The following is a 25376-nucleotide window of genomic DNA, read 5'->3' as shown; positions in this document are numbered from 1 at the left end:
CACCCCGCCCGGCGCGCGGGTCATCGGGCGGCGGCCCGCCAGCCGGCGCCCCCCCCCTTCGCATCACGACGCACAGCTCCCGAACGGCGGGCGGAGGCCCGCCGAGGGTTATGACTTGGCGCTCAGGGACCGGTCCAGGTCGGGCTCCAGGTAGATCAGCCGGGCGGCCGGGACCTTGTCCCGGACGCGCTGCTCCGCGGCGTCGATGGCCTGGGCCACCTCGGTGATCGACAGCCCCGGGTTCAGCGCGATCTTCGCCGCCACCAGCAGCTCGTCCGGCCCGATGTACTGGGTCTTGATGTGGATGACGCGCTGCACCTGGCCCGACGCCAGCTCGTCCGTGATCAGGTCCAGCTCCGCCGGCGCCGCGCCCTCGCCGATCAGCAGCGACTTCATCTCCACGATCAGGATGACCGCGATCACGCCCAGCAGCACACCGATGCAGATCGTGCCGATGGCGTCCCACACCGGGTCGCCGGTCAAGGTCGACAGACCGACGCCCATCAGCGCCAGGACCAGGCCGAACAGCGCGCCCGCGTCCTCCAGCAGCACGACCGGCAGCTCCGGCACCTTCGACTGCCGGATGAACTGCCACCACGTGGCGTCGCCCTTGATCGCCCTGGACTCCACGATCGCGGTGCGGAAGCTGTAGGTCTCCAGGCCGATCGCGACGACCAGGATGATCACCGCGACGATCGGGCTGCTCAGCTCCTCGTGCGACTCCAGCTTGTGGATGCCCTCGTACAGGGCGAACACCGAGCCCAGGCTGAACAGCATCAACGCGACGATGAACGAGTAGAAGTACCGGTCCCGACCGAACCCGAACGGGTGGATCGGGGTGGCCTTGCGCCGCGCGGTCTTCTGCCCGAGCAGCAACAGGCCCTGGTTGGACGTGTCGGCCACCGAGTGCACCGACTCGGCGAGCATCGATGACGACCCGGTGATCAGGAAGCCCACGAACTTGGCCGCCGCGATCCCCGCATTGGCCACCAGTGCGGCGATGATCGCCTTGGTCCCGCCCCCTGCTGACACGGTTGCTCCCTTTGCGCCCAAGTCCGATTTGTCGGTGTGACCCTACTCAACGCCGGGCGTCGCCCGGAAAAGCTGGGTGTCGACGTCCGCCGTGACCACCACCGCCGGGTCGCGCGCGGGCAGCCACACGGACTGGCCGCGCGACAGCTCCACGGTCTCGTCGCCGCAGGTCAACCGCGCCCGGCCACGCGTGCAGAGCAGGATCTGCGGCCCGCTGTGGTCCACCCGGACCTCGACCGACGGCCCGACCTCGATCCGCGACAGCTCGAACTCCGGGCACGGCGTCCGGTACGCCCACAGCCCCGGCGCCGTCTCCGCGCCGGTCTGCACGGGCATGTCGCCGCACCCGAAGTCCAGCACGCGCATCAGCTCGGGCACGTCCACGTGCTTGGGCGTCAAACCGCAGCGCAGCACGTTGTCGGAGTTCGCCAGGATCTCCACGCCGGTGCCGTGCAGGTACGCGTGCAGGTTGCCGGCGGGCAGGTAGATCGCCTCGCCGGGCCGCAGCACGAGCCGGTTGAGCAGCAGCGCGGCCAGCACGCCCGCGTCACCGGGGTACGCCTCGCCCAGCTCCAGGATCGTGCGGCACTCCAGGTCGAACTCGCCGTGCTCCTTCACGTGCAGCACGCACGCGTCCAGCACCTGCGGCAGGAGCATGTCCAGCGCGGTCTGCGGCAGCGTGATGAGGGTGGTGAACATGGCGCGCAGGCCGTCGGCGTCCGGCTGGGCGGCCAGCAGCTCGGCGTACGGCGCGAAGTCCGGCGCGTCCAACGACCGCAGCAGCGCAACCGTGCGCGAGGGCTCGCGGAACCCCGCCAGCGCGTGGAACTCGGTCAACGCGCAGATCAGCTCGGGCTTGGCCGACGGGTCCTTGTAGTTGCGGATCGGCGAGTCCATCGGCACGCCCGCCGCGTCCTCGGCCGCGAAGCCGTTCGCCGCCTGCGCGGCCGACGGGTGCGCCTGCAGGCTCAGCGGCTCGTCCGCGGCCAGCACCTTGAGCAGGAACGGCAGCCTGCTGCCCCAGCGGTCGGCGTGGCGGGTGCCGAGCTGGCCGTCCGGGTCGTCGGCGAGCAGGTCGAGCAGCGACCGCGTCTCGCCGTCCGGCCCCACCACCCGTGACGGGTCCCCGGGATGGGCGCCCATCCACAGCTCGGCCTCGGGGTGCGGCGTCGGCACCTCCCTCCCGAGCATCTCGGCGATGGCGGTGCGTGATCCCCACGCGTACGCGCGCACCGCGTTGTGCAGCAGATCCACAGTCATCCCCTCACACGGCCGGCGCGTACAGTCCGGGTCCGCCCAGCGTTCCCGCCGCCAGACCCAGGTACAGCGCGGCCAGCTCGAACCGCAGGGCGAGCAGCGCGGCGCACAGGGCCTCGCCGCCGCTCACCTCCTCGGCCGGTTCGAGCACGTCGGCTCCGGACAAGGTCTCCATCGCGACCCGCCGGGCGAAATCGGCCTGCCCTCCCCGGCGCACGGCCACCAGCAGCACGCGGACCAAGCCGTCGTGCTCGTCGTCCGGGTCGGCGAACAGGTCCGCGCCGGACGTGCCGCGCACGGCCCGGCGGTGCAGCACCGACCGGGTCAGGGCCTGAGGATAGCCGGCCACGTCGCTCACGACGCCCGCGTAGGTCGCGAGCACGCCCGCGCCGTGCGCCGCCACCGCCGTGGCCAGGTCGTCCAAGCCCCACAGCAGCGGTGTGCGGTCGGCCACCCGCAGCGCGAGCGTCTTGGCCGGGTTGACGAACGACTCGTGCATCGGGTGGCACCGCTCGGCCTCGCGGTCCAGCTCGTCCGCGATGGCCTGCACGTCCACGTCGAGCAGCCCCAACGACTTCAGCGCCACCACCCACGCGGCGAAACCCCGGGCGAAGCCGAAGCCCTGCGGCACCGGCACCCGCGGCGGGATCAGCAGCGCGTGCTGCGCGGCGGACGCGGCCACCGGGCCGTCCGGCTCGGCGGTCAGCAGGACCCGCGCGCCGCGCCGGGCCGCCCGGTCGATCGACTCGGCCATCCGCACGTCGCCGGGGTCCTCGGTGTGCGCGAGGACCACGTCCAGCGCGCCGACCCACGTCGGCACGTCGTCGGCGACCACGACCGGCACGGGGCAGCGCGTGCCCAGCAGCGCGGCCACCACCCCGGCGATGGCCTGGCCGACGCCCGGCCGCGTGACCAGCACCAACGCCCGCGGGCGTTCCTGGAACGTCCGCTCGACGCCGAGCTCGTCGGCCGCCTCGGCGGTGGCCCGGACCTGCGCGCCCGCCCGTGCGGCGGCGCGCAGCAGACCTTCCCGGTCGGCGTCGGTGAGCCGGGACTGGTCGTCGAGGAGGCTGTCGTCAAGCACCCGAGCTCACCCGGCCGTCGGCTCGACAGCCTCGTCCAGCAGCAGCACCGGGATGCCGTCCCGGACCGGGAACGACCGGCCGCACGAGGTGCAGGTCAGGTAGTCCGCGAGCGGGTCGGACGCGGTGCCCGCCTTCAGCGGCGCGTGCTCGGGGCACGGGCAGGCCAGGATCTCCAGCAACTGCGGGTCCAGTTGGACGGCCACGGCGCTCATCCCCTCACGATCGCCAGGACCTCGTCGCGCAGCGCCGCGACGGAGGCCGCGTCGGCGGCTTCGACGTTGAGCCGGAGCAGCGGCTCGGTGTTGGACGCACGGAGGTTGAACCACGAGCCGTCCGGCAGGCTCACCGTGAGGCCGTCCAGCTCGTCGAGCTCGACGCCCTCGCGACCGCCGAACTCGGCCTTGATCGCGGCCAGCCTGCCCTGCTGGTCGTCCACCGTGGAGTTGATCTCGCCGGACGCGGCGTACCGCGCGTAGTCGCTGGTCAGAGCGGACAGCGGGCCGTCCTGCTCGCCGAGCGCGGCCAGCACGTGCAGCGCGGCCAGCATGCCCGTGTCGGCACGCCAGAAGTCGCGGAAGTAGTAGTGCGCGGAGTGCTCGCCGCCGAAGATGGCGCCGGTCTTGGCCATCTCCTCCTTGATGAACGAGTGGCCGACGCGGGTGCGCACCGGCACGCCGCCGTGCTCGCGGACGATCTCCGGCACGCCGTGCGAGGTGATCAGGTTGTGGATGATCGTGCCGCCCGGGTCCTTGGCCAGCTCGCGCACCGCGACCAGGGCGGTGATGGCGGACGGCGACACCGGCTCGCCGCGCTCGTCGACCACGAAGCAGCGGTCCGCGTCACCGTCGAACGCGACCCCCGCGTCGGCGCCCTCTTCCCGGACCCGCTTCTGCAGGTCCACGATGTTCTTCGGGTCCAGCGGGTTGGCCTCGTGGTTGGGGAAGTCGCCGTCGAGCTCGAAGTACATCGGCACGATCTCGATCGGCAGGCCCTCGAACACCTTCGGCACCGTGTGGCCGCCCATGCCGTTGCCCGCGTCCACCACGACCTTCAACGGCCGGCTGCCGCTCAGGTCGACCAGTTCCCGCAGGTAGGCGGCGTAGTCGGCGAGCATGTCCTGCTCGGTGACGGCGCCCTTCGCGACGCCCTCGGCGTCGGGCACGCCCTGCTCGGCGTCCTGGCGGATCTGGCCGAGGCCGCTGTCCTGGCCGACCGGCGCGGCGCCCGCGCGGCACAGCTTGATGCCGTTGTACTTGGCCGGGTTGTGGCTCGCGGTGAACATGGCGCCGGGCAGGTCGAGCTTGCCGGAGGCGAAGTACAGCATGTCGGTGCTGGCCAGACCGATGTTGACCACGTCGACGCCCTGCGCGGTGACACCCTCGGCGAACGCCGCGGCCAGGCCGGGCGAGGAGTCGCGCATGTCGTGCCCGATCACCACGGTCGGGCCACCGACCAGGCGGGCGAACGCCGCGCCGAAGTCGCGTACGACGTCGGCGTCGAGCTGTTCGCCGACGACACCGCGGATGTCGTAAGCCTTGACGATGCCGGACAGATCGCGCACGGCCACACTCCCAAGTTGGCTCTTGACACTGCCTTGGGAAGCCTACCGGCGCGCGCGTGAGCGTCGTGTCCGGTCGATGAGTCTTCGTTCAGTCTTCGTTCGGATCGGGCAGAACGCGCAGGTGACCGCGCCGGATCGTGCCGGCGGGCAGTTCCGGCAGCTCGACCTGCGGTGTGGCCCGGCCCGCTTCCCGGACGGCCTCGGCCAACGCGGTCAGGTCGTCCACGGTGGGTTCGGGGGCGCGGAACTCGCCCTGGTGCCGGACGACCTCCCAGCCGCGCGGCGCGGTGAGGCGCAGGGCGTGTTCTTCGCAGAGGTCGTAGGAGTGCGGTTCGGAGTACGTCGCCAGGGGTCCTACCACCGCCGTGGAGTCCGCATAGGCGTACGTGAGCGTGGCGACTGCCGGGTTCGCGCACCCGGTTCGCGAGCACCGTCTCACGCTCCGCACGGCGGGGACGATATCGCGTCCCGCGCGACGTGTGTTGGATTACCTCCGGCGCGGCGTTGGCGGTGGTGCCGCGGCGCGGCAAGTTGCCTGGTCGCGGAGGTCCGGCTGTACGGGGTCCACGGGTGGACAACTACCCTCTACCTCGTGGTGATGGCTCGGGGTTCACGGCGGCAGGGCACTCCGCGGCGACGCAACCGCGACCGGCACGGTCGGGGGCTGCGCGGTCCCCTCTACCCGGCCACGTTGCCGGCGGCCCGCAGCCGGGCGGAGCGGTTCGACGCGCTGGTGCTGGAGGCGTTGGAGCCGATCGAGGCGCGGTGGCGGACGGAGCTCACGCAGCTGGACGTCGCGGTGGACGACGTGCCGGACATCCAGTCGGACGACAACGGCGACGTGGTCGAGGACGGCAACGTGCCGCTGGCCCGCCTCGTGCCGGCCGGGGCCGACCGCCGGGCCCGGATCGTGCTCTACCGGCGGCCGCTGGAGGCGCGGGCCAAGGACGGCGCCGACCTGTCCGACCTGGTGCACGACGTGCTGGTCGAGCAGGTGGCCAACTACCTGGGCCTGGACCCGGACGTCATCGACGGCGACTGACCGCCTCCCGGACGTTCGACCCGGGGTACCTGGGAGTGTCCTGCGTTCAGGGCCCGGGTGTCGAACGCCCGGGTACCCCGAGGTCGGCGTTCAGGGGCGGCGGCGGGAGGGGATGGCGGTCAGGGCGGTGAAGAGCGCGGCGGCGGCCTGGAGCATCAGCAGGAGCTCGCGCAGGGTCGAGGACACCTCCACGCGGACCTCCGAGCCCGTGGTGGGCACCGTCACGCCGACCAGGTGGCCCCACGCCCGCACGACCGTCACCTCACGGCCATCCACCCACGCCCGCCAGCCCGGCTCCTCCTCCGCCGCCAGCACCAGCAGCCGCCCCTCCGGCCCCTCGGACACCTGAACGCCCACCTCCGGCGGCGCGGCCTCGACCGGGGCGATGCCGGGCGCGCCCAGCTCCACCGGCGGGTTGCCACCCGTCCGGGCCCGCCGCGCCAGCTCCGGCGACAGCAGCACGGCGTTGCCCGCCGCCAGCTGCACCCGCAGCACCGGCCGCCCGTCCGACATCGCCGGCGTCACGGCCACCAGCTCGCCGACCGCGTCACGCACCCGCTGCGCCGTGCCCAGGTCCGGCGCGACCACGAACGCCACGCCCGCGGCCGCCGCCTGCGCCAACGCCACCCGCGCCGCCTCCGGCGACCCGCCGGTCAGGTCGCGCGACCACCGCTCCAGCCGCGCCACGGCCGTCGGCACGGGCACGAGGTCGTCGTCGCCGAACGCGGGCAGCCGCCCGGCCACCAGCCGCGTCGGCGTCCCCAGCACCAGCACCGACCGCCCGGTCCGCGGCAGCTCCTGCGCCAACGTCGACGGCAACCGCGCGTCGTCCGCCGTCAACGCGCCCGACCGCAACCCGACGAACCCCGCGCACGCCAGCCCCACCACCGACAGCACCCCGATCACCGACACGACCCGCCGCACCGGCACCGTGCCGACGTCCCGCCGGAACGCCGACAGCACCACCCACAGCAACCCCCACCCGACCAGCACCAACGGCCCGCCGGTCCACCCGTGGGACGCGTCACCGCCGGGCAGCGGCGCCACCGGCACGGTCCGCAGCACGATCACCGCGAACCCGCCCAGCACCACCACCGCGAACCCCGCCAGCATCGACCGCGACGGCCGCAGCACCGCCGCCACCAGCGCGAACCCGACCACCACCAACCCGACGAACGGCAACGCGCCCGTACCGCCCGGCCGCAGCGACAGCAGGTCCAGCAGCCCCACGGCGGGCGACTCGACGAACGCGCCGACCCCGTGCAGCACGACGGTCGGGTGCTGCAGCACCACCGCAGGCCACGGCAGCAGCAACGCCATCGGCAGCAGCACGACCATGAACAGCGACGCCACCCGCCGCCGACCGTCACCGTGCCGCCCGGGCACCACCACGAACCCCACCAGCGCCGCCAACGCCACCAGCGCGTGCACGAACGGCGAGAACGCGCCCACCGCCGCCAACGCCAGCGCCGTCCCCGACGCCACCGGCAGCCACGACGCGCCCGCCCCGCCCCGCAGCACGGACGCCACACCGGCGAACACCACCGGCGCGAGCACGTGCACCACGACGACGTCCAGCCGCCCCTGGCTCACCGCCGCCGTCGCCGCCGGCAGCAGCGCGTACGCCGCCGCCACCAGCGCGCGCACGGGCCGCCGCACCGGCATCCGCCGTGACGCCACGTACGCCAGCAGCCCGGCCAGCGGCGCGTCACCGATGAACAGCAACGCCACCAGGGACGCGGGCGAACCGACCAGCACGCCGACCGTCCCCAGCACGGCCAGCGCGGCCGGCGCGGGCGCGGTGGTCCCACCCGCCACCGGGTGCCACGCCGCCGCGTACGACGACCAGGTGCTCTCCAGGTCGCCGACCGGCAGCAGCCGACCGCCGCTCAGGTCGAGCCCGATCCGCGCCGCGTTCGCCAGGACGCCGAACACCGCCAGCCCCAGGACCAGCAACAACGGCGGTCCGAGCACCAACGACCACAGCACCCGCGCCCGGTCGACCTCCACGAACACGACACCCGGCGAGCCCGGACCGCGCGGCGACGGCGACGGGCGCGGACGGGGCGAGGGCCGCCGCCCGGACGGCGCGGACGCCTCCACCGGCACCGTCACCACGGGCCGGCGCAACCCGCCGGTCGCCCGCACGGGACGCCGCCGCGACAGCACGCCGGCCGGCAGCGCCGCCGGGCCGACCACCGGACGCTCCACTTCGGACGGGAGCGACCACGCGCCCGGCCGCGAGTCGTCCTCGGGCAACCGGCCCAGCGCCAGGTCCGCCTCGACGCGCCGCCGGACCAGCGCGGCCGACGCGGCGCGGATCGCGTTGCGAGAGCGGGTGATCCGGCTGGTGAACAGCCCGCGCACGACCCCGTGCGCCGGCCGTTCGGCACGGCCGGCCAGCAGCCCCGCCCGTCCGCTCAGCAGGTACCGCAGCGCGCCCAGCTCCGCGCGCGCGTCGGAAAAGCGGCGCAGCACCAAGAAGCCGAGGGCGCGCAGGACCGCGAGCACGGCGATCCGCGGCAGCCCCAGGACGAACGAGACCGTGCCGCAGTTGACCAGGAACGTGCGCAGCCCGTGCGCCCGGTCCACGCCGCGCGACGCCGGTCCGGGCCGGGCCGCCGCCGCGTCCAACCGCCGCGCGCCACGTCCCGCCGCACGCGCGTGCCGCATCCGCGCCACCGGGACGGACAGCACGAGGTGCCCGGCGAGGTTGGCGCGCCAGCCGAAGTCGATGTCGTCGCGCAGCAACGGCATCGCGCGGTCGTAGCCGCCGAGCGACTCCCACGCCGTGCGGCGGATCAGCGACCCGGCCGACGGCACCGCCAACGCCTCGGTGCTCTGCTGGAACGAGCCGGCCAGCTCGACCCGGCCCATGCCGGTCTGCCGGTGGCCGGACGCGTCGGTCGACAGCCCCGCCTCCACCACCAGCCGCGGGTCGGTCCAGTCCAGGCTCAGCGGGCCGAGCACGGCCGCCGACGGCGACACCTCGGCCGCGGTCAGCAGCGCGGACAGGCAGTCCGGTTCCGGCGCGCAGTCGTCGTGCAGCAACCACAGCCACGCGCCCGGATCGCCCCACCGCTGCACGGCGTGCTCGACGGCGGCCTGCACGGCCGCGCCGAACCCGGTGCCGCGGGGCAGCGTGAGCACGCCGTCGATCACCCGATCGGGACCGGCGGCGGCTTCGGCCAGCAGCTTCGCGGTGCCGTCCGCGGAACCCGTGTCGACCGCGATCACGTGCCGCGGACGCGGCTGCTGGCGGCGCAGCGACGACAGCGCCGTGCCCAGCCACCGGTCGCCGTCGTGGCACACCAGCACCGCCAGCACGGGCGCGGTGCGCAGCCGCGGAGTGGCCCCGCTCGTCAAGTGCCGCTCCTAGGTTGCTCCGACTACGCCGTGGGACGACCACGGTAAGCCAGAGCGAACGCGCGAGCGATCACCCGTGCGCTTCGATCACACCGCGCGCTTTTTGAGCTTCCTCCGCTCGCGCTCGGACAGCCCGCCCCAAATGCCGAAGCGCTCGTCGTGCTGCAAGGCGTACTCCAGGCATTCGGAGCGCACCTCACAACCGAGGCAGATCCGCTTGGCCTCCCTGGTCGAGCCGCCCTTCTCCGGGAAGAACGCCTCGGGGTCGGTCTGCGCGCACAGGGCGCGCTCCTGCCAGTCCTGCTCATCGGCCGCGTCGAACAGGTCGAGTACGACCGGCTCCGGTGCCGGGACGTCCCCGTCCACGATGCGACCCCCGTCGAATTCCTGCATAGTCCGCCTCCTCGCCTTCCGCTCTCCCCGGTTGGCGGACACCACTCGCCGTCCCCACAACGACGAATGACACCGATGTGATTACACCTGTGTCACAACACGCGGTCAAGCGGAGTCCACAGGACGGGGGATATTCGCGCAGATGGCGCGAAAAGCCTTGACTAGCAGCACAGACGGTGATTGGGGCGGTGCGCCGAGCGATAACGGCTGCGCGGATGGCCTACCGGACGGGCTGTGAGCCACCGGTCCGGAGAGGCCACACTGGAAGCGTGAAGCGATCAGCGGTGCGTCCGAGTCCACTGTTCCTCAGCCTGCTCGCGGTGACGGTGGCAGGCGCCGTGCTGACCCTGTTCGACGACTCCACGGCCGCGGTGACCGCGGGCACGGTGCTGTTCGTGCTCGGCGGCTGGGCGGTTTCGCTGTGCCTGCACGAGTTCGGTCACGCGATCGTGGCCTACCGCGGCGGCGACTACGCCGTGCGGGCCAAGGGCTACCTGACGCTCGACATCCGCCGCTACACCGACCCGGTCTTCAGCATCGTGCTGCCGCTGGTGCTGCTGGCGTTCGGCGGAATCCCGCTGCCCGGCGGCGCGGTGTGGATCAACCACCACGCGTTGCGCGACAAGCGGGTGGAGTCGATGGTGTCGTTGGCCGGGCCGCTGAGCAACCTGGTGCTCGGGGTGCTGCTGTCGCTGTCGGTGATCCTTTTCACGCCGCCCGCGGGTTTGGCCGCCGCTTTGTCGTACCTGGCGGCCGTGCAGATCCTCGCGTTCGTGCTCAACATCCTGCCGATCCCGGGCCTGGACGGCTGGGGTGCGATCGAGCCTTACATGTCCTACTCGGCCCGGCAGTTCGGCGCGAAGGCGCGGATGTGGGCGCCGTTCGTGCTCTTCGCGGTGCTGATCGGGTTCCCGACCATCGGCCGGTTGTTCTTCGAGGCCGGGTACTCGGTGTTCGAGATGATCGGCGGCGACCGGTGGCTGGCCGCGCGCGGCCAGGGCACCTTCCTGTTCTGGCGGTGACGAGCGGTGGGAGGATGACGACTCGTGAAGGTCGTCGTACTGGTTGGCGGGGTTGGCGGGGCGCGGTTCCTGGTCGGGCTGAAGAGCCTGCTGGCCGGTCCGGAGCACGAGATCACCGCCGTGGTGAACACGGGTGACGACGTGTGGATGCACGGGTTGCGGATCTGTCCCGACCTGGACACCTGCATGTACACCCTCGGTGACGGGATCGACAAGGAGCGCGGCTGGGGACGTGCGAACGAGACGTGGTCGGCCAAGGAGGAGTTGGCCGCCTACGGCGCCGACCCGACGTGGTTCGGGCTCGGCGACCGGGACATCGCGACGCACCTGGTGCGCACCCGGATGCTGCGCGCGGGCTACCCGCTGTCGGCCGTGACGGAGGCGTTGTGCCACCGCTGGGAGCCGGGCGTGCGGCTGCTGCCGATGTCGGACGACCGGGTCGAGACCCACGTCGTGGTGACCACGGAGGAGAGCGAGCAGGCGATCCACTTCCAGGAGTGGTGGGTCAAGCACCGCGCCCAGCTGCCCGCGCGGTCGTTCGCGTCGGTCGGGGTGGAGACGGCGACGCCCGCCCCCGGTGTGCTGGACGCCGTCCGCGACGCCGACGCGGTGCTGATCGCGCCGTCCAACCCGGTGGTGAGCGTGAACACGATCCTCGGCGTGCCGGGGATGCGTGACGCGTTGCGCAAGACCGAGGCCGGTGTGGTGGGGCTGTCGCCGATCATCGGCGGCAAGCCTCTGCGCGGAATGGCCGACGCGTGCCTGTCGGCGATCGGCGTGGAGACCTCCGCCGAGGCCGTCGGCCGGTACTACGGGTCGCGCCGGACCACGGACAAGGGCGTGCTGGACGGGTGGCTCGTGCACACCGGCGACCGCTGCGACGTGCCGGGTGTCGCGGTGCGCGCGGTGCCGCTGCTGATGTCCGATGTGGACGCGACGGCGGCGATGGCGCGGGCGGCGCTGGAACTGGCCGGTGTCGACGTTGGCTGACCACGCGGCGTCCGCGCCGATCACGGTGTTGCCGGTGGCCGGGCTGCCGGAGTTCCGGCCCGGTGACGACCTGGCGTCCGCCATCGCGTCGGCCGCGCCTTGGTTGGCGGACGGCGACATCGTCGTCGTGACGTCCAAGGTGCTGTCCAAAGTGGAGGGTCGACTGGTGTCCGTGCCGGCCGACCCCGAGGCGCGCGACGCCGTGCGGCGGGAGTGGGTCGAGGCCGAGTCGGTGCGCGTGCTGGCGCGGCGCGGGCGGACGTTGATCACCGAGAACAAGCTCGGGGTCGTGCAGGCGGCCTCCGGCGTGGACGCCTCGAACGTGAACGGCGACGAGATCGCGTTGCTGCCGGTCGACCCGGACGGGTCCGCGGCGGCGTTGCGAGGGGCGTTGGCGGCGCGGATGGGCGTGTCGGTGGCGGTCGTGGTGACCGACACGATGGGCCGGGCGTGGCGGGTCGGTCAGACGGACGCCGCGATCGGGTCGTCCGGGCTGGCGGTGCTGCACCGGTACGGGGGTTCGGTCGACAGCTACGGGAACCCCCTGGTGGTGACCGAGGTCGCGGTGGCCGACGAGATCGCGGCGGCGGCCGACCTGGTGAAGGGCAAGCTGGGCGCGGTGCCGGTGGCGGTCGTGCGCGGGTTGCCGTTCACCGACGACGGGTCGACCGCGCGTGAGCTGACCCGGCCGGTGCCGGACGACATGTTCTGGCTGGGGACGGACGAGGCGCTGGCGCAGGGGCGGGCGGAGGCGGTGCTGCTGCGCCGTTCGGTGCGGTCGTTCTCCTCGGACCCGGTCCCGGCGGACGCCGTGCGGCGGGCCGTGGCGGCGGCGTTGACCGCGCCCGCGCCGCACCACACGCAGCCCGTGCGGTTCGTCCGGTTGACCGCTCGGCGGGACGTGCTGCTGGACGCGATGGCCGACCGGTGGCGCGCGGACCTCCGCGCCGACGGGTGGTCGGAGGAGCGGGTCGCGAAGCGGCTCGGGCGGGGTGACTTCCTGCGGAACGCGCCGGAGATCGTCGTGCCGTTCCTGGTGCGGACGGGGGCTCACTCGTACCCGGACGAGCGGCGTGCGACGGCGGAACGGACGATGTTCACGATCGCGGGCGGCGCGGCGGTGCAGGGGCTGCTGGTGGCGTTGGCCGCCGAGGGGCTCGGGTCGTGCTGGGTGTCGTCCACGATCTTCTGCGCGGACGTCGTGCGCGACGTGCTGGAGCTGCCGGCCGACTGGGAGCCGTTGGGCGCGGTGGCGGTCGGGCACCCGGAGGCGGAGCTGACGCCGCGCGGGCTGCCGGACCCGGGTGAGAGGTACCGGGAACTGTGAGCTCCGCCCTGCACGGGGACGCGGTGGCGACGTTGGGCGCCTGGCGTCCCGCCGACCGGGCGCAGGAGTCGCTGCGGCAGGCGTACCTGGGGTTCCTGGCGGCTCGGGAGGACGCGTGCGCGCGTTCGTGCGAGCCGGGGCACATCACGGCGTCGGCCCTGGTGGTGTCCTCGTCCGGGGACGCGACGTTGCTCACCCTGCACCCGCGGGTGGGCCGCTGGCTCCAGCTGGGCGGGCACTGCGAGGCGTCGGACACGACGCTGGCCGGTGCGGCGCTGCGCGAGGCGACGGAGGAGTCGGGCATCGCGGGCCTGCGCATCTCCCCGGCGCCGATCCACCTGGACGTGCACCCGATCACGTGCTCACTGGGCAAGCCGACCCGTCACTTCGACGTCCGCTTCCTGGTCCGCGCCCCTGAGGGGGCCGAACCGACCCGCAGCGCGGAATCGCTGGACCTGCGCTGGTGGCCGCTGACCGCCCTGCCACCGGACGTGGACGACCTGCACCCCATGATCACCGCCGCCCACCCCCACCTCTGATCCGCGAGTCGAACCCTCACGTCCCGCGTGAAGGTTCGACACGCGGGGGGTCAGGTGTCGCCGTTGAGGCGTTGGGAGAGGCCGGGCGGGTGTTGGGGTTGGCCGCCGGAGAGGCGTTGGGACAGCGACGGGCGGGCGGTCGGGACCTGTTGGACGGTCGGGACCGGGCCCGGGGCGACGCGCAGCTCCGGTTCGGGTTCGGGCGCCGCTGGGGGCGGCGGCGGGGGCGGGGCGGGCTGACCTGCGGCGACGTGCGCCGCCAGGACCATGGTCGAGTCCGGGTCGTCGCCACGCGGGTCGACCGCGTTGACCACGGCTCGCGGGATCTGCTGGGTCGCCGACGAGTCCATGGGAGACGTCATGTTGTCCGGCGTCACGACGTGGCGGCCACGTGCACGAGCACGGGCCAGCGCCGCGTCGGCCCGAGCGCGGGGGTCCATCCGGATCTCTCCTGCGTGTGCCTTGGGCCGGCTGGGGTAACGCCGGCGGTGCCGATCGGTGACGCTCGTCGACACGGACCACCGCCCGTGCCTCCGGAGTGCTCGTGCCAGAGTATTCGCAAACTACAGGTGGAAGTAAGCGGAGGAGGAAAAACGGCATGTCGGAGCTGCAAGGCGCCGAGGCAGTGGTTCTGGTCGGGGGCAAGGGAACCCGGCTGCGACCACTGACCCTGTCCGCGCCCAAGCCCATGCTGCCGACCGCCGGGGTGCCGTTCCTCACCCACTTGCTGTCGCGGATCCGGGAAGCCGGCATGACGCACGTCGTGCTGGGCACGTCCTACAAGGCCGAGGTCTTCCAGGAGCACTTCGGCGACGGCGCGGCGCTCGGCCTGGAGCTGGAGTACGTGGTCGAGGACGTGCCGCTGGACACGGCGGGCGCGATCCGCAACGTCGCGCACAAGCTGCGCGAACGCGACGTGGTGGTGTTCAACGGCGACATCCTGTCGGGCGTCGACCTGCGCGCCGTCGTCGACACGCACCGCAAGGCCGAGGCCGACGCCACGCTGCACCTGGTCCGGGTGGACGACCCGCGCCGGTTCGGCTGCGTCCCGACGGACGACGACGGCCGCGTCACGGCGTTCCTGGAGAAGACGGAGGACCCGCCGACGAACCAGATCAACGCGGGCTGCTACGTGTTCCGGCGCGAGGTGATCGAGGGCATCCCCGCGGGTCGGCCGGTGTCGGTGGAGCGGGAGACGTTCCCGGGGCTCCTGGCGGCGGGCGCGCGCGTGCAGGGGTACGTCGACGCGTCGTACTGGCTGGACCTCGGCACGCCCGCCGCGTTCGTGCGGGGTTCGGCGGACCTGGTGCGCGGGGTCGCGCCCACCGCCGCGCTGTCGCTGCGGGGTGAGGCGGTCATCCTCGACGGCGCGGTGGTCGACGCGAGCGCGGTGGTCACGGGCGGCGCGACGATCGGCGCGAACTGCACGGTCGCGGCGGGCGCGGTGGTGGACGGCTCGGTGCTGTTCGACGGCGCGGTGGTCGGCGAGGGCGCGCGCGTGGAGCGCAGCGTCCTGGGGGCGAACTCGCTGGTGCAGGCCGGTGCGGTCGTGTCGGACGCGGTGATCGGTGACGACGCGGTCGTCGGCGCGCGGTGCGAGCTGATCAACGGCGCCCGCGTGTGGCCGGGTGTCGTGCTGCCGGAGGGCGGGGTGCGGTTCTCCGCCGATGTGTAGCCGAGGTGTAATGGCCCGTGATGCCGAGTAGGACGTGGACGCCGACGTTCCCGCTGGACGTCGGCGCGCTGCTGATGCCGTTGCGGCGGGGCGCGGGCGACCCCACGTTCCGCGCCGGCGCCGACGGCGTGTGGCTGGCCGCGAACACCCCGACCGGCCCGGGCACCCTGCGCGTGCGGGTCACCGACGTGGTGGAGGCCCACGCGTGGGGCGAGGGCGCGGACTGGCTGCTGGACGGCCTGCCCGCGCTGCTGGGAGCCGGTGACGACGACTCGGCGTTCGAGTGCCACCACCCGTTGGTCGCGGAGACGCGGCGACGACGTCCGGGCATCCGGCTCGGCACCACGGGCCGCGTGTGGGACGCGCTGCTGCCCTCGATCCTGGAGCAGAAGGTGACCGGCGTCGAGGCGTTCCGCTCCTACCGCGAGCTGGCGCGGCGGTTCGGCACGCCCGCGCCCGGCACGACGGGCCTCCAGGTGCCGCCGACGCCGCGGGCGATCTTGGGCATCACGGACTGGGAGTGGCACCGGGCGGGGGTCGACGGCGGGCGTCGCCGTGCCCTGATCGCGGCGGCCCAGGTGGCGCACCGGCTGGAGCGCGCGTCCGAACTGGGCGGCGAGGAAGGCCGCGACCTGCTCCGGAAGGTGCCCGGGATCGGGGTCTGGACGGCGGCCGAGGTCGCGCAGCGGGCCTGGGGCGACCCGGACGCGGTCAGCTTCGGCGACTACCACCTGGCCGGGATCGTCGGCTGGGCGCTGGTCGGCGAGGCCGTGGACGACGACGGCATGGCCGAACTCCTCGCCCCGTACGCGCCTCAACGCCACCGCGCCGTCCGCTACGTCCTGGCCTCCGGCGTCACCAAACCACGCCGGGGTCCCCGCTTCTCCCCCCGCGACTACCGCGCCATGTGACCGTCCGGACCGATCGACTCCAACGCCCGCTGCAACCGAACGGCCAGCTGCCGGTCGGACCGCCCGATCAACTCGACGTCGGCCTCCCCGAGCAGTTCCGGGACGTCGCGGAACACGTTCAGCAACCGGACGTCCAGGCCCAGGTCCGTGAAGCAGATCAGCACTTCGGCGACGAGTGGCAGGTCGTCGAGCACCTCGGAGACGGAGAACACGTATGCGATCAGGTCGACCGCGGCGCGGCGGGCCACCCCGGTCATCCGTATCAGGCGCAACGCGCAGGCGATCAACGACGCCGGTTCCGCCTCGGCCCTCGACCCGTACTGGGCCACCAGGTCGAGCAACTCGACCGTGGCCGCCTCGTCCCCGGCCAGGGAGGTGAAGAGCAACGTCCAGTAGCCCCGTTCGAGCCGGAACTCCCGGTCCCGCAGCGAGGACAAGGTGGTCGTGTAGGCGGCGACCCGCTCGGCTTCGTCGTCGGAGGTCAGCACGGTGAGCAGCAGGCGCGCGAACGAGTGGAACTCGCCCCGGTGCGGCACCAGCGAGTTCAGCGCGCGCTCCATCCAGGCGATGAGAGGTTCGAGGTTGTGCAGCGCATGTCCACCGGACCAGGTTGGGCGGAAGTCCTCCCACCGCTCCAACTCGTCGAGCAACGGCGGCAGGTGGGCGCCACGTGTGGCGGGGTCGAGACCGACCAACCACGCCATGTCGACCGGTGAGGACCACCCGCTCTCCCGCAGGACCACCGCGACGGTCGACTCGCCGTCCACGCGCAGGCGCTCGACGTCCAGCACCTCGATCAGCCTGGCCCACTCCTCCCCGTCGAGCTGTGACTGCCACAGCAGCGCCAGCGCCTGCCACTCGTCCCGGTCCAAGTCCGCCAACCGCCCGCCGACGACCACGGCGAGCACGACGAGGTTCGCCGTGTACGCCGCGATGCGGCCGGCGATCGGCAGGACGCGCGGCACGTACTCGGGGTGGTCGACGCCCGGTGGCCGGTGCTGGGCCGTGCCGACCAGGTCGGTGAACAGCCGGTGCAGCGCCGCGCGGTCGGCTTCGGGGATGCCGTCGAACAGCTCCCGCAAGAACGAGACCACGGGCGCGCGGGTGGTGAGCGGCGCGAAGGACAGCACCGGCTCGAGCCAACCCGTGCCGGGTTCCTGACGCCCGTAACGCGACTTGGCCGCGCGCTCCCGGGCGAGCAGGTCGAGTGACACCCGGTGGACCAGGCGGGCCACCAGGTACTCGCCGAACGTCGCGTGCAGGAACTCGTAGGTCCGCAGGACCTGGCCGTCGTGCGCGGCGCGGGTGGCGTGGACGAAGAAGAACCGGCCGACCGCCAGCTGGGCCGAGCTGAGCCGGAGCCTGTCCCGCACGCCTCGCGCCCCGACGTGCAGCAGGGCGTTCAGGTCGTCGTCCAACTCGTTCTCGTCGACCCACTGCACGCCGCGGTTGAACATCGCGAAGGCGACCACCGACAGCCTGACCAGCTCCTCCTCCACGGCCTGGTCGACCTGGTCGTCCAACGCGCCGTGCAGGCTCTTGACGACCTCGCGCCGGGCGAACCTGGTCAGCAGCCGCTCGTACAGGCGGGCCTTGGCCAGTTCCGCCCCTTCGGTGTCGAGGGCGTTCCCGTCGGCGTTGTAGAGCGCCAGCATGAACAGCAGCAACGGCTGGCCGGCGAGGTCCGGGAACCGCAGTGCGACCTCGGGCGACAGCACGGCGCCGGGGTTGACCTCGTTCCACACCCCCAGCCAGCGGCGGACCTGGTCGTCGCCGAACGGCTCCAGCTTCAGCACCATGGTCGAGCCCGCGAACCGCCCGCGGTTGGCGACCGCGATGCGGCTGGTCACCACGACGATCACCGCTCGTCCCTGGTCGGACTCGCGGCGCTGGAAGTCGCGGACCCGCGCCAGGTAGTCCGACCTGCTCGTGCCGGTGGCCTGGAGCAGCTCGTCGAAGCCGTCCAGGAGCACCACCGGAACGGCGGGCGCCGCCGCGCGGGCCAGGTCGGGCCAGGTCAGCCGCTCGCCCGTGGCCCGCGTGATGGCGTCCTCGACCTGGTCCTGCAACGTCGCGTCGGCCGGCACGTCCCGCAGCACGACCCGGATCGGCAGGAAGTCCTCGGCCGGCAGCTGCGCGGCGAGCACCTTGGTCAGCAGCGACTTGCCCGCGCCCGGCTGCCCCAGCACGACCAGCGGCGCGGCGGTCGCCCGCGACGAGGTGAAGTAGCCGACCAGGTAGTCGTCCAGGTCGGTGCGGACCGGCTCGTCGGACCACCAGGCGTCCGCGCTGACGTCGTCGGCCGTGCCTGCTTCCGCGACCTTGAAGCGCGGCGACACGTACGCCTGGGCCAACGTCGGCAGGACCAGCCCGGACGGGACCTCGCCGTCGACGATCGGCCGGTCCAGCTCGGCGCGGCAGCTCCGGGCCAGGCCGGTGCGGCGGTCGTCCGGCAGCACCGCGCCCGCGAGCTGCGCCAACAGCCCCCGCATGTCCTCCAGGGCGTTTCGGACCTCGGCCCGGGTCGCCGCGTGCTCGATCCCGGAGGCCCACACCGCGAACTCGGGGCAGTCGACCGCCAGCTGCCGGTAGTGCGCCCGGTAGAGGGCCACGGCCCGGCTCGGCGCCTCCTGCACCTCCACGACGAACTCGTCGCGCCTGACCATGGGGACGTCACCCCAGGCCTCGAAGCCCGCGATGAAGTCGAGGAGCCTCCCCACCGTGACCACGTAGAAGGCCGACAGCTCGTTGGTGACGACCTCGGGAGGCTGTTCCGCGCCCGGCAGGGGGATCGTCGTGTCCAGCAGCCCTTCGACGACGCGGGCGTGCGGCGAAAGAGGCCGGCCGACGCCGGCGAGGACCAACTGCTCGTCCTTCGACAACGTGATCTCGAACGGCAGCTTCAACTCGTCAACGGCCTCGAAGAACGAGGTGACCACGAGGATGCCGTGGGCGGCTTCCAGCAACCGCGTCCGGTCGACCCGGTGCAGGCCCGACACCCGCTCGCGCACGGACGACAGCACCTGCTTGCCGACCCGCACGACCTCCGTGCGGGCGTCCAGCAGGTCGATCCCGCCCGTGGCCAGCACGGCCGCCGCCGAGGCGTGGTCCAGCAGCTTCACCAGACCGGTGTCGCCGCCGAGCAGCTTCACCGCGTCGCGGTAGGAGAAGGAGCGGCGCATCGGGACATCATCCACGGGAACGCCCCGTGGCAAGGGGCGATCAGCGGGTCATCAGGCGAAGCCGCAACGACAGACCTGCGCGCACGGCCAGCATCAGCGGCGCCCACTGCGGGCCGCGGTGGCGGTCGGCCAGGTAGCGGTACGCGCTGGAGTGGTGGGCGGCGAGCATGCGCTTGGACGCGCGCTTGGTCGAGTGGCCGCCGATGTGCACGACCTCCGCCTCCGGCACGTACACGTTCAGCCAGCCCGCGCGGCCGAGGCGGTCGCCGAGGTCCACGTCCTCGAAGTACATGAAGTACCGGGGGTCGAACCCGTCGACCGAGTCGAACGCCTCCCGCCGCAGCAGCAGGCACGAGCCGGACAGCCAGCCGGCCGTGCGCTCCTCCGGCGTCGCCGCCGCCTGCCGGTACTCCCGCGACCACGGGTTCGCCGGCCACACGACCGCGAACAACGCGTGCCCCAGCCCACGCCCCAACGACGGCAGCAGGCGTGCCGACGGGTACACCGCGCCGGACGGCTCCCGGATCAGCGGGCCGAACGCGCCGCCGCGGGGCCACCGCTTGGCGGCTTCCAGCAGCTTGTCGAGGCTGCCGACGCCCCAGGACAGGTCCGGGTTGGCGATCACGACCCACCCGACCGACGGCGGCAGGGACGCGACGCCCCGGTTCGCACCGGCGCCGTAGCCGAGGTTGCCCCCGGTCGGCACGAAGCTCACGTGCGGGTGCTCGGCGGCGGCGCGTTCGGGCACGCCGTCGGTGGACCCGTTGTCCGCCAGCACCACCGACACCGGTCGCGTGGTCGCCGCGGACAACGTGGACAGGAAGGTGTCCAGGGTCTCACCGGGCGAGTAGGTGACGGTCACCACCGCCAGCTCATCTCCGTAACGCGTCACGCCGGCCACCCTAGTGGTGGTGCGCGTGGTGCACGACGGCGTGCCCCTTGCCGCGCGAGATGAGCCACCGGTTCACCGGCACGGTCAGCACGAACGCCACCGCCAACGAGAACGCCAGCGCGCCCCAGAACAGCAGGCTGGCCACGCCGGCCTCCATCGCGCCGGGCACCACCAGCATGATCGCGTTGTCGACGACCTCCATCACCGCGATGGACACGGTGTCCGCGGCCAGCGCCACCTTCAGCGCCGCACCGAAGCCCAGACCGGTCTTCAGCACGCCGCGCAGGGTCAGCGCGTAGCCGAAGAAGAACGCCAGCGCCACGGCCAGCACGACGGTGCCCCAGTTGGGCAGGCCGATCGCCGTGCCGATGACCATGCCGAGCACTTCGCCGATCGCACAGCCGGTGAGGCAGTGCAGTGTCGCCGATACCGCCATTGACCAGGATGCCTTCATGCGGGGGACTATACCCCCTAGGGGTATGAGAATTCCAGTGACGGCGGACTCGACCCTCCTCTGACGTCGGCCGCGTGCGCGACGAAGCGGCGTGGACGCCGACCGAGGTCACCCGTCCGTTCCTCACCAGGGGGCTCGCGGAGAACACCGGCCTGGGCTTCGACGTCGTCCGACCGCTGCTGGCCGGCGCCGACCGGCAGGTGCTGATGGCGCCGGCCGTACGCCGGGACCTGCCGCCTGACGCGGCGGGGACGCCGGCCGGCCACCCGGACGCCCAGGTCAGGGCCGAACTGGCGGGCAGCCTCGCCGCCCGGCACGCGTGGGCCCGCTTGGCCGAGGACGAGGACGTGCGCGTCCGTCGCGCGCTGGCGTCGAACGGCCTCCGGCACCGCAGGCAGGGCGACCCGTCCCTGCCGGAACCGGCCGCGCGGGAGCTGGTGCGCGACCCCGACGTCGAGGTGCGGCGCGAGACGGCCTCCTGGGGGCCGATCGAGGCCGTGCTCCACCTGGTCGACGACCCGTCGCCCAGGGTCCGCGGCGCGCTCGCCGGGCGTCGACTGCCGGGAGCCACCGCACGCACCCTGCTCACCGACGTCGACCCGGAAGTCCGCGCGCGAGCCGTGCTCCCCGAGACGGTGCCGCCCGACCTGGTGAACGTCGTGCCGGCCGACCCACTCCTGCGCTCGACCGCCGCCAAGGAACTGCCGCTCACCGCGGAGTCGGCCGCCGAACTGGCGGCGGACCCCGACCCGTGGGTCCGGGAAGCGGTCGTGGGCAACCCCCACCTGCCGCCGGCGTTGTTGTCGCGGCTGGCCGACGACCCGCACGAGGACGTCCGGGCCGCGGTGATGCTCCACCCGGACCTGCCCACCGACGTGCGCACGAGGGTCGAGGCGTCGGTCGAACCGCAGGACTACCACCTCGCCCGCCGACTGATGCCCGACCAGGCACCGCTCGCCGTGCGCCTGGAACACGTCGACTCGCCGTTCGTCTTCTTCCGCCGGGCGGTGGTGCTGTCGTCGGACCTGCCGATCGACGCGGTGCGCCGGCTCGCCGCGGACCCCGACCACAGCGTGCGGCTGCTGCTGGCGGAGAACCACCCGGACGTTCCCGGCGACGTGGTGGCCGCGCTGATCCCCTGCGGGCACGCCACGTGGCAGCTGATCAAGCACCCGAACCTGACCGCGGAGGCGCTGACCGCGTTCGCCGAGGGCGACGACGACTACGCCAGGGCGCCTGCCGCGAGCAGTCCCCGCCTGCCCCTGCCGGTGCTCGTGCGCCTGCTCGACCACCCCCACCACAGCACCCGGATCACGGCTGCGCTCAACCCCGCGTTGCCCGAGCCCGAGCTGCGACGCCTGCTGTCCGGCAACGACGTCGGCCTGGTCACCGCGGCCGCGCGCAACCCGTCGATCCCGCCGGCCCTGGCCCGTCGGCTGGTCGAAGCGGTCCTGGCGTGAGTCAGCGCTGCCGGTGCGAGCGCGCCGCGCGCTCGTAGGCCAACCGGTGCCGGGCCGCGGACGTGGACCAGGAGAAGTCCTTCGCCCGCACGACCGCCGCCGCCGACAGCTCGGCGCGCCGGGCCGGGTCGTCGAGCAGCTCGCCGAGGGCCGCCGCGATGTCACCCGCGCCGACCCCGCAGTACGCCACCGCGTCGCCGCCCACCTCGGGCAGGCTCAGCCGGCGGGTCGTCAGCACGGCCGCGCCGCAGGCCATCGCCTCCAGCACGGGCAGCCCGAACCCCTCGCCCAGCGACGGGTAGGCCACCAGCTCCGCGCCGCCGAGGAAACCGGCCAGCGACGAGAACGGCAGGTAACCGGCCCGGATCACGCGGACCCGGTGCGGCACGGCGTCCAGCGCCCGTTCGACCTGGCTGTCCCAGCCGGGCTGGCCGGCGAGCACGAGCGCGGGCGGGTTCGGCCGGTCGCGGCACGCCTGCGCGAAACCGCGGATCAGGGCGGGCACGTTCTTCCGCGGCTCCAACGCGCCCAGGAACGCCACGTAGGGCGCGTCGCCCAGCGACAGCATCCGGCGGACCGAGGCCACCTGCTCGGGCGTCGGCGGGTGGAACCGCTCGTTCTCCACGCCGTGCTGCGCGATGTGCAGCAACCGCCGGTCCGCGCCCGCCACCCGGGCCAGCTCGTCGGCGGTGGCCCGCGACGGCACGACGCACAGCGCGGCCCGCCGCAGCGACGCCCTGGTCCAGGCCCGGAAGAAGCGGGCCTTGACCGACGAGTGCAGCACCGCGTCGGTGAAGAAGGTCGCGTCGTGCAGCGTCACCACGGACGCCGCCCGGTTCGCCAGCGGCACGGTGTAGTGCGGCGAGTGCACGACCGCCACGCCGAGCCGGTTCGCGAGCCGCGGCAGGGTCGTCTGCTCCCACGTCAGCCGCGCGGTCCGGGTCGCCACCGCGTCCGCCGCCGGGATGACCCGCGAGTCGGGCGCCAGGGACGTGTAGAGCGCCGCGTCGCGGGGTTGGCACACCACGCTGAGCCGTGCGCCGTCCGCGTCCAGCGCGGCCACCAGGGAGTCCACGTACCGTCCGACGCCACCTCGGTCGGCTGGGACGGCGGTGGCGTCGATCAGCACGCTGGGTTCGACGGGTGACACGCGGTGAAGGGTACGGCGGGCGGCCGACGGGTTGACCGGGAATGGTGCAAACGATTCAACGACGAAACAAGCCGACGTGGATCGCCCACACCGCACGCGCGGCGTTTTCCCAGGTGAACGCCTCGGCCCGCCGCCGACCCGCGGAGATCAGCCGTTCGGCGGCACCCGGATCCGAGAGCACCGAACGAAGTCCTGTGACGAGCGCCGCATTATCGCCGCGTGGCACGACCACCCCGGCGCCGCCCGCCACCTCGACCAGCGCGGGCGCGTCGGAGTGGACCACCGGCACTCCGGCCGCCATCGCCTCCACCACCGGCAGCCCGAACCCCTCGGCCAGGCTCGGCGCGGCCAGCACCGCCGCCCGCCGCAGCACGAACGCCAACCGCGCGTCGGTCAAGCGTCCCAGCAGGTGGACGTGCGGCGCGCGCAGGTCCACCCCGCCCCACCCCTGCGGCCCCACCACGACCAGTGGCACGCCCAGCTCCGCGGTCGCGGCCACCAGCAGGTCGAAACCCTTGCGCGGCTCGATCGTGCCGATCGCCAGCACGTACCGGGGCGGCACGTCCACCGGCTCCTCCGCCGGGAACTCCGTCACCCCGTTGCCCACCACGTGGACGGGCGCCGGTCCGGGCGCGTACCGCTCCAACTCCCGCGCGACGACCGACGTCGGCACCACGATCGCGCCCGCACGGGCCACCGCACGGCTGATCACGCGCTGGTGCCACGCCACCCCGCGCGGCGTCAGGGTCGACGGGTGCGTCCACGGCACGGTGTCGTGCACGGTCACCACCACCCGCCCGCGCGGCGGCGCGAACGGCGTGAACGCGTGCACCGAGTCGCCGCCCGGCCAGTACGGCACCCCCCGCTCCCACGCCGCGATCAGCGCACGTCGGGGCAACGGCAGCACGCGCGGACCCAGCACACCGGGGATCACGGCGGCCGAGGGGTCCGCGTGCCTGCTCACCACCCCCGTGACGGTCCACCCGGCGGGCGCGGTGGCGGCCAGCGCGGCGGCCAGCTCGCGCGTGTACCGGCCGGTGCCGCCGGGCACCGGCGCCAGCAACTGCTCGGTCAGCACAACGAGGTCGGGCACGTCGCGTACCGTCTCACGCCGTGCCGATCCCCAGCACGACGGTGGTCGTGGTGACGTGGCGTGGCCGCGAGCACATCACGGCGTGCCTCGACGCGCTCGCCCGCCAACGTCCACACCGGACACTCGTGGTCGACAACGCCTCCGACGACGGCACCGCCGACCTCGTCGCCGCGCACCCGAGCCGCCCGCAGACCCTGCGACTGCCGGTGAACCGCGGTTACGCGGGCGGCATCGCGGCGGCGCTGCCGGGGATCACCACCGAGTACGTGGCCTGGCTCAACGACGACGCGGAGCCCGAAGACGGCTGGCTCGCCGCCCTCGAAGACGCCCTGGACGCCACGCCCGACGCCGCCGCCGCGACCCCGTCCATGCTGCTGGCCGACGGCTCGACCCAGTCGGTCGGCGTCCGGCTCACCGCCGACGGGCACGGCGCCGACCTGGTCCTGGCCGGTCGCGACGTGTTCGGCTTCTGCGGCGGCGCGGCGCTGCTGCGGCGGGACGCGCTGGAGCGCGCGGGCGGCGTCCCGGCCGCGTTCTTCTGCTACTACGAGGACACCGACACGGCCTGGCGGCTCCGGCTGGCCGGGCACCGGGTGCTGTCCGTCGGCCCGGCCCGGGTCCGTCACCGGCACGGCGCGAGCACCGACCCCGGCTCCCGCCCGTTCCACCGCTGGAACGAGCGCAACCGGCTGCTGATGCTCCTGCGCTGCGCGCCCGCGGGCACGGCCCTGCGCGAACTGGCCAGGTTCGCGGCCATCACCGCCCTGCTGCCGACCCGCCGCGACCGGCCCGACGCGGCCAACTTCCACGTGCCGCTTCGCCTGCGCGTGCTGCTGGAAGTGCTGGCGAGAGCGCCGATCACGCTGATCCAGCGGTGGCGGATCGGCCGACGTGCGAGAGTGGACCGTCGCGTGGTGTGGCGGGAGTGGGCGGGCCGTTGAGGGA

Annotated in this window: 23 protein-coding genes; 9 read left to right on the top strand and 14 right to left on the bottom strand. The window is 73.6% G+C overall.

Annotated elements, in window-relative coordinates; translation table 11 throughout:
• Positions 1-108: 108 nt before the first annotated feature.
• The 6 genes from ABTZ99_RS21595 to ABTZ99_RS21570 form a co-directional block, all read right to left on the bottom strand.
• Positions 109-1032: a cation diffusion facilitator family transporter gene (locus tag ABTZ99_RS21595; protein ID WP_498785421.1), complete on the bottom strand. Its 924-nt coding sequence runs from the start codon at positions 1030-1032 to the stop codon at positions 109-111.
• Positions 1033-1074: 42 nt separating this feature from the next.
• Entirely contained in the window at positions 1075-2286 is a 1212-nt protein-coding gene (gene manA / locus ABTZ99_RS21590) for a mannose-6-phosphate isomerase, class I (protein ID WP_498785461.1), read from the bottom strand.
• Between the two features lie 10 nt (positions 2287-2296).
• On the bottom strand, positions 2297-3373 hold the full coding sequence (locus tag ABTZ99_RS21585; protein WP_498785423.1) for an SIS domain-containing protein: 1077 nt from the start codon (positions 3371-3373) through the stop codon (positions 2297-2299).
• Between the two features lie 6 nt (positions 3374-3379).
• On the bottom strand, positions 3380-3577 hold the full coding sequence (locus ABTZ99_RS21580; protein WP_053723294.1) for a Trm112 family protein: 198 nt from the start codon (positions 3575-3577) through the stop codon (positions 3380-3382).
• A gap of 5 nt (positions 3578-3582) precedes the next feature.
• Complete coding sequence (locus ABTZ99_RS21575; RefSeq protein ID WP_498785425.1) at positions 3583-4935, bottom strand: phosphomannomutase/phosphoglucomutase; 1353 nt, start codon at positions 4933-4935, stop codon at positions 3583-3585.
• Positions 4936-5023: 88 nt separating this feature from the next.
• On the bottom strand, positions 5024-5383 hold the full coding sequence (locus ABTZ99_RS21570; RefSeq protein WP_073885657.1) for a DUF3499 domain-containing protein: 360 nt from the start codon (positions 5381-5383) through the stop codon (positions 5024-5026).
• Between the two features lie 150 nt (positions 5384-5533).
• On the opposite strand from ABTZ99_RS21570, the gene ABTZ99_RS21565 reads away from it, so the two are divergent.
• Positions 5534-5977, top strand: coding sequence for a metallopeptidase family protein (locus tag ABTZ99_RS21565; RefSeq protein WP_230570507.1), 444 nt, complete (start codon positions 5534-5536; stop codon positions 5975-5977).
• A gap of 90 nt (positions 5978-6067) precedes the next feature.
• Here the strand turns inward: ABTZ99_RS21565 and ABTZ99_RS21560 are convergent, their stop codons facing one another.
• Both ABTZ99_RS21560 and ABTZ99_RS21555 read right to left on the bottom strand, forming a co-directional pair.
• Positions 6068-9343: a glycosyltransferase gene (locus ABTZ99_RS21560; protein WP_499613300.1), complete on the bottom strand. Its 3276-nt coding sequence runs from the start codon at positions 9341-9343 to the stop codon at positions 6068-6070.
• Positions 9344-9430: 87 nt separating this feature from the next.
• A complete protein-coding gene (locus ABTZ99_RS21555) occupies positions 9431-9736 on the bottom strand; it encodes a WhiB family transcriptional regulator (RefSeq protein ID WP_053723270.1) in 306 nt (101 codons plus the stop codon).
• 269 nt (positions 9737-10005) lie between these two features.
• Here ABTZ99_RS21555 and ABTZ99_RS21550 point away from each other — a divergent pair, with 269 nt between their 5' ends.
• Genes ABTZ99_RS21550 through ABTZ99_RS21535 form a run of 4 tightly spaced genes read left to right on the top strand, consistent with a single transcriptional unit; the run spans position 10006 to position 13614 of the window.
• Positions 10006-10758: a site-2 protease family protein gene (locus tag ABTZ99_RS21550; RefSeq protein WP_498785428.1), complete on the top strand. Its 753-nt coding sequence runs from the start codon at positions 10006-10008 to the stop codon at positions 10756-10758.
• 24 nt (positions 10759-10782) lie between these two features.
• Positions 10783-11748, top strand: a complete 966-nt coding sequence (cofD, locus tag ABTZ99_RS21545) for a 2-phospho-L-lactate transferase (RefSeq protein ID WP_498785430.1) — start codon at positions 10783-10785, stop codon at positions 11746-11748.
• Complete coding sequence (locus ABTZ99_RS21540; RefSeq protein ID WP_499613320.1) at positions 11741-13075, top strand: coenzyme F420-0:L-glutamate ligase; 1335 nt, start codon at positions 11741-11743, stop codon at positions 13073-13075. Before cofD ends, ABTZ99_RS21540 begins: the two co-directional genes overlap by 8 nt.
• Entirely contained in the window at positions 13072-13614 is a 543-nt protein-coding gene (locus ABTZ99_RS21535) for an NUDIX hydrolase (protein ID WP_498785432.1), read from the top strand. The genes ABTZ99_RS21540 and ABTZ99_RS21535 overlap by 4 nt, the downstream gene beginning before the upstream one ends.
• A gap of 50 nt (positions 13615-13664) precedes the next feature.
• Here ABTZ99_RS21535 and ABTZ99_RS21530 read toward each other — a convergent pair whose 3' ends face one another.
• Complete coding sequence (locus ABTZ99_RS21530; protein WP_498785434.1) at positions 13665-14054, bottom strand: hypothetical protein; 390 nt, start codon at positions 14052-14054, stop codon at positions 13665-13667.
• 158 nt (positions 14055-14212) lie between these two features.
• Here ABTZ99_RS21530 and manB point away from each other — a divergent pair, with 158 nt between their 5' ends.
• Both manB and ABTZ99_RS21520 read left to right on the top strand, forming a co-directional pair.
• The gene (gene manB, locus ABTZ99_RS21525) at positions 14213-15289 is read left to right on the top strand and encodes a mannose-1-phosphate guanylyltransferase (RefSeq protein ID WP_499613295.1); all 1077 of its coding nucleotides are present in this window, start codon (positions 14213-14215) and stop codon (positions 15287-15289) included.
• A gap of 20 nt (positions 15290-15309) precedes the next feature.
• Positions 15310-16200, top strand: a complete 891-nt coding sequence (locus ABTZ99_RS21520) for a DNA-3-methyladenine glycosylase family protein (protein ID WP_499613317.1) — start codon at positions 15310-15312, stop codon at positions 16198-16200.
• On the opposite strand, the gene ABTZ99_RS21515 is transcribed toward ABTZ99_RS21520, so the two are convergent.
• Genes ABTZ99_RS21515 through ABTZ99_RS21505 form a run of 3 tightly spaced genes read right to left on the bottom strand, consistent with a single transcriptional unit; the run spans position 16185 to position 20710 of the window.
• A complete protein-coding gene (locus tag ABTZ99_RS21515; RefSeq protein ID WP_499613292.1) occupies positions 16185-19382 on the bottom strand; it encodes an NACHT domain-containing protein in 3198 nt (1065 codons plus the stop codon). The genes ABTZ99_RS21520 and ABTZ99_RS21515 overlap by 16 nt on opposite strands.
• Positions 19383-19422: 40 nt before the next feature.
• Positions 19423-20274, bottom strand: coding sequence for a glycosyltransferase family 2 protein (locus ABTZ99_RS21510; RefSeq protein ID WP_498785442.1), 852 nt, complete (start codon positions 20272-20274; stop codon positions 19423-19425).
• Positions 20275-20284: 10 nt separating this feature from the next.
• A complete protein-coding gene (locus ABTZ99_RS21505) occupies positions 20285-20710 on the bottom strand; it encodes a DUF4396 domain-containing protein (protein WP_498785466.1) in 426 nt (141 codons plus the stop codon).
• 92 nt (positions 20711-20802) lie between these two features.
• On the opposite strand from ABTZ99_RS21505, the gene ABTZ99_RS21500 reads away from it, so the two are divergent.
• A complete protein-coding gene (locus ABTZ99_RS21500; RefSeq protein WP_499613288.1) occupies positions 20803-22188 on the top strand; it encodes a hypothetical protein in 1386 nt (461 codons plus the stop codon).
• A 1-nt stretch (position 22189) separates the two neighbouring features.
• On the opposite strand, the gene ABTZ99_RS21495 is transcribed toward ABTZ99_RS21500, so the two are convergent.
• Entirely contained in the window at positions 22190-23317 is a 1128-nt protein-coding gene (locus ABTZ99_RS21495; protein WP_498785468.1) for a glycosyltransferase family 4 protein, read from the bottom strand.
• Positions 23318-23393: 76 nt separating this feature from the next.
• Positions 23394-24431 carry a glycosyltransferase family 4 protein gene (locus tag ABTZ99_RS21490; RefSeq protein ID WP_498785446.1) on the bottom strand — a complete coding sequence of 346 codons (1038 nt, stop codon included), beginning with the start codon at positions 24429-24431 and terminating at the stop codon, positions 23394-23396.
• 26 nt (positions 24432-24457) lie between these two features.
• Between ABTZ99_RS21490 and ABTZ99_RS21485 the strand changes: the two genes are divergently transcribed.
• The gene (locus ABTZ99_RS21485; RefSeq protein ID WP_499613314.1) at positions 24458-25372 is read left to right on the top strand and encodes a glycosyltransferase family 2 protein; all 915 of its coding nucleotides are present in this window, start codon (positions 24458-24460) and stop codon (positions 25370-25372) included.
• Positions 25373-25376 lie beyond the last annotated feature (4 nt).

This window comes from Actinosynnema sp. NPDC002837, from assembly GCF_040295345.1.
Classification (GTDB): domain Bacteria; phylum Actinomycetota; class Actinomycetes; order Mycobacteriales; family Pseudonocardiaceae; genus Actinosynnema.
The sequence above is the reverse complement of the archived record's forward strand: the minus strand, read 5'-3'. Positions and strand labels throughout refer to the sequence as shown.

Bases quoted from the DNA above. Each gene is read 5' to 3' on its own strand.
- ABTZ99_RS21565 (WP_230570507.1), top strand. From the start codon at position 5,534: ATGGCTCGGGGTTCACGGCGGCAGGGCACTCCGCGGCGACGCAACCGC.
- ABTZ99_RS21555 (WP_053723270.1), bottom strand. From the start codon at position 9,736: ATGCAGGAATTCGACGGGGGTCGCATCGTGGACGGGGACGTCCCGGCA.
- ABTZ99_RS21530 (WP_498785434.1), bottom strand. From the start codon at position 14,054: ATGGACCCCCGCGCTCGGGCCGACGCGGCGCTGGCCCGTGCTCGTGCA.
- manB (WP_499613295.1), top strand. From the start codon at position 14,213: ATGTCGGAGCTGCAAGGCGCCGAGGCAGTGGTTCTGGTCGGGGGCAAG.
- ABTZ99_RS21520 (WP_499613317.1), top strand. From the start codon at position 15,310: ATGCCGAGTAGGACGTGGACGCCGACGTTCCCGCTGGACGTCGGCGCG.
- ABTZ99_RS21515 (WP_499613292.1), bottom strand. From the start codon at position 19,382: ATGCGCCGCTCCTTCTCCTACCGCGACGCGGTGAAGCTGCTCGGCGGC.
- ABTZ99_RS21505 (WP_498785466.1), bottom strand. From the start codon at position 20,710: ATGGCGGTATCGGCGACACTGCACTGCCTCACCGGCTGTGCGATCGGC.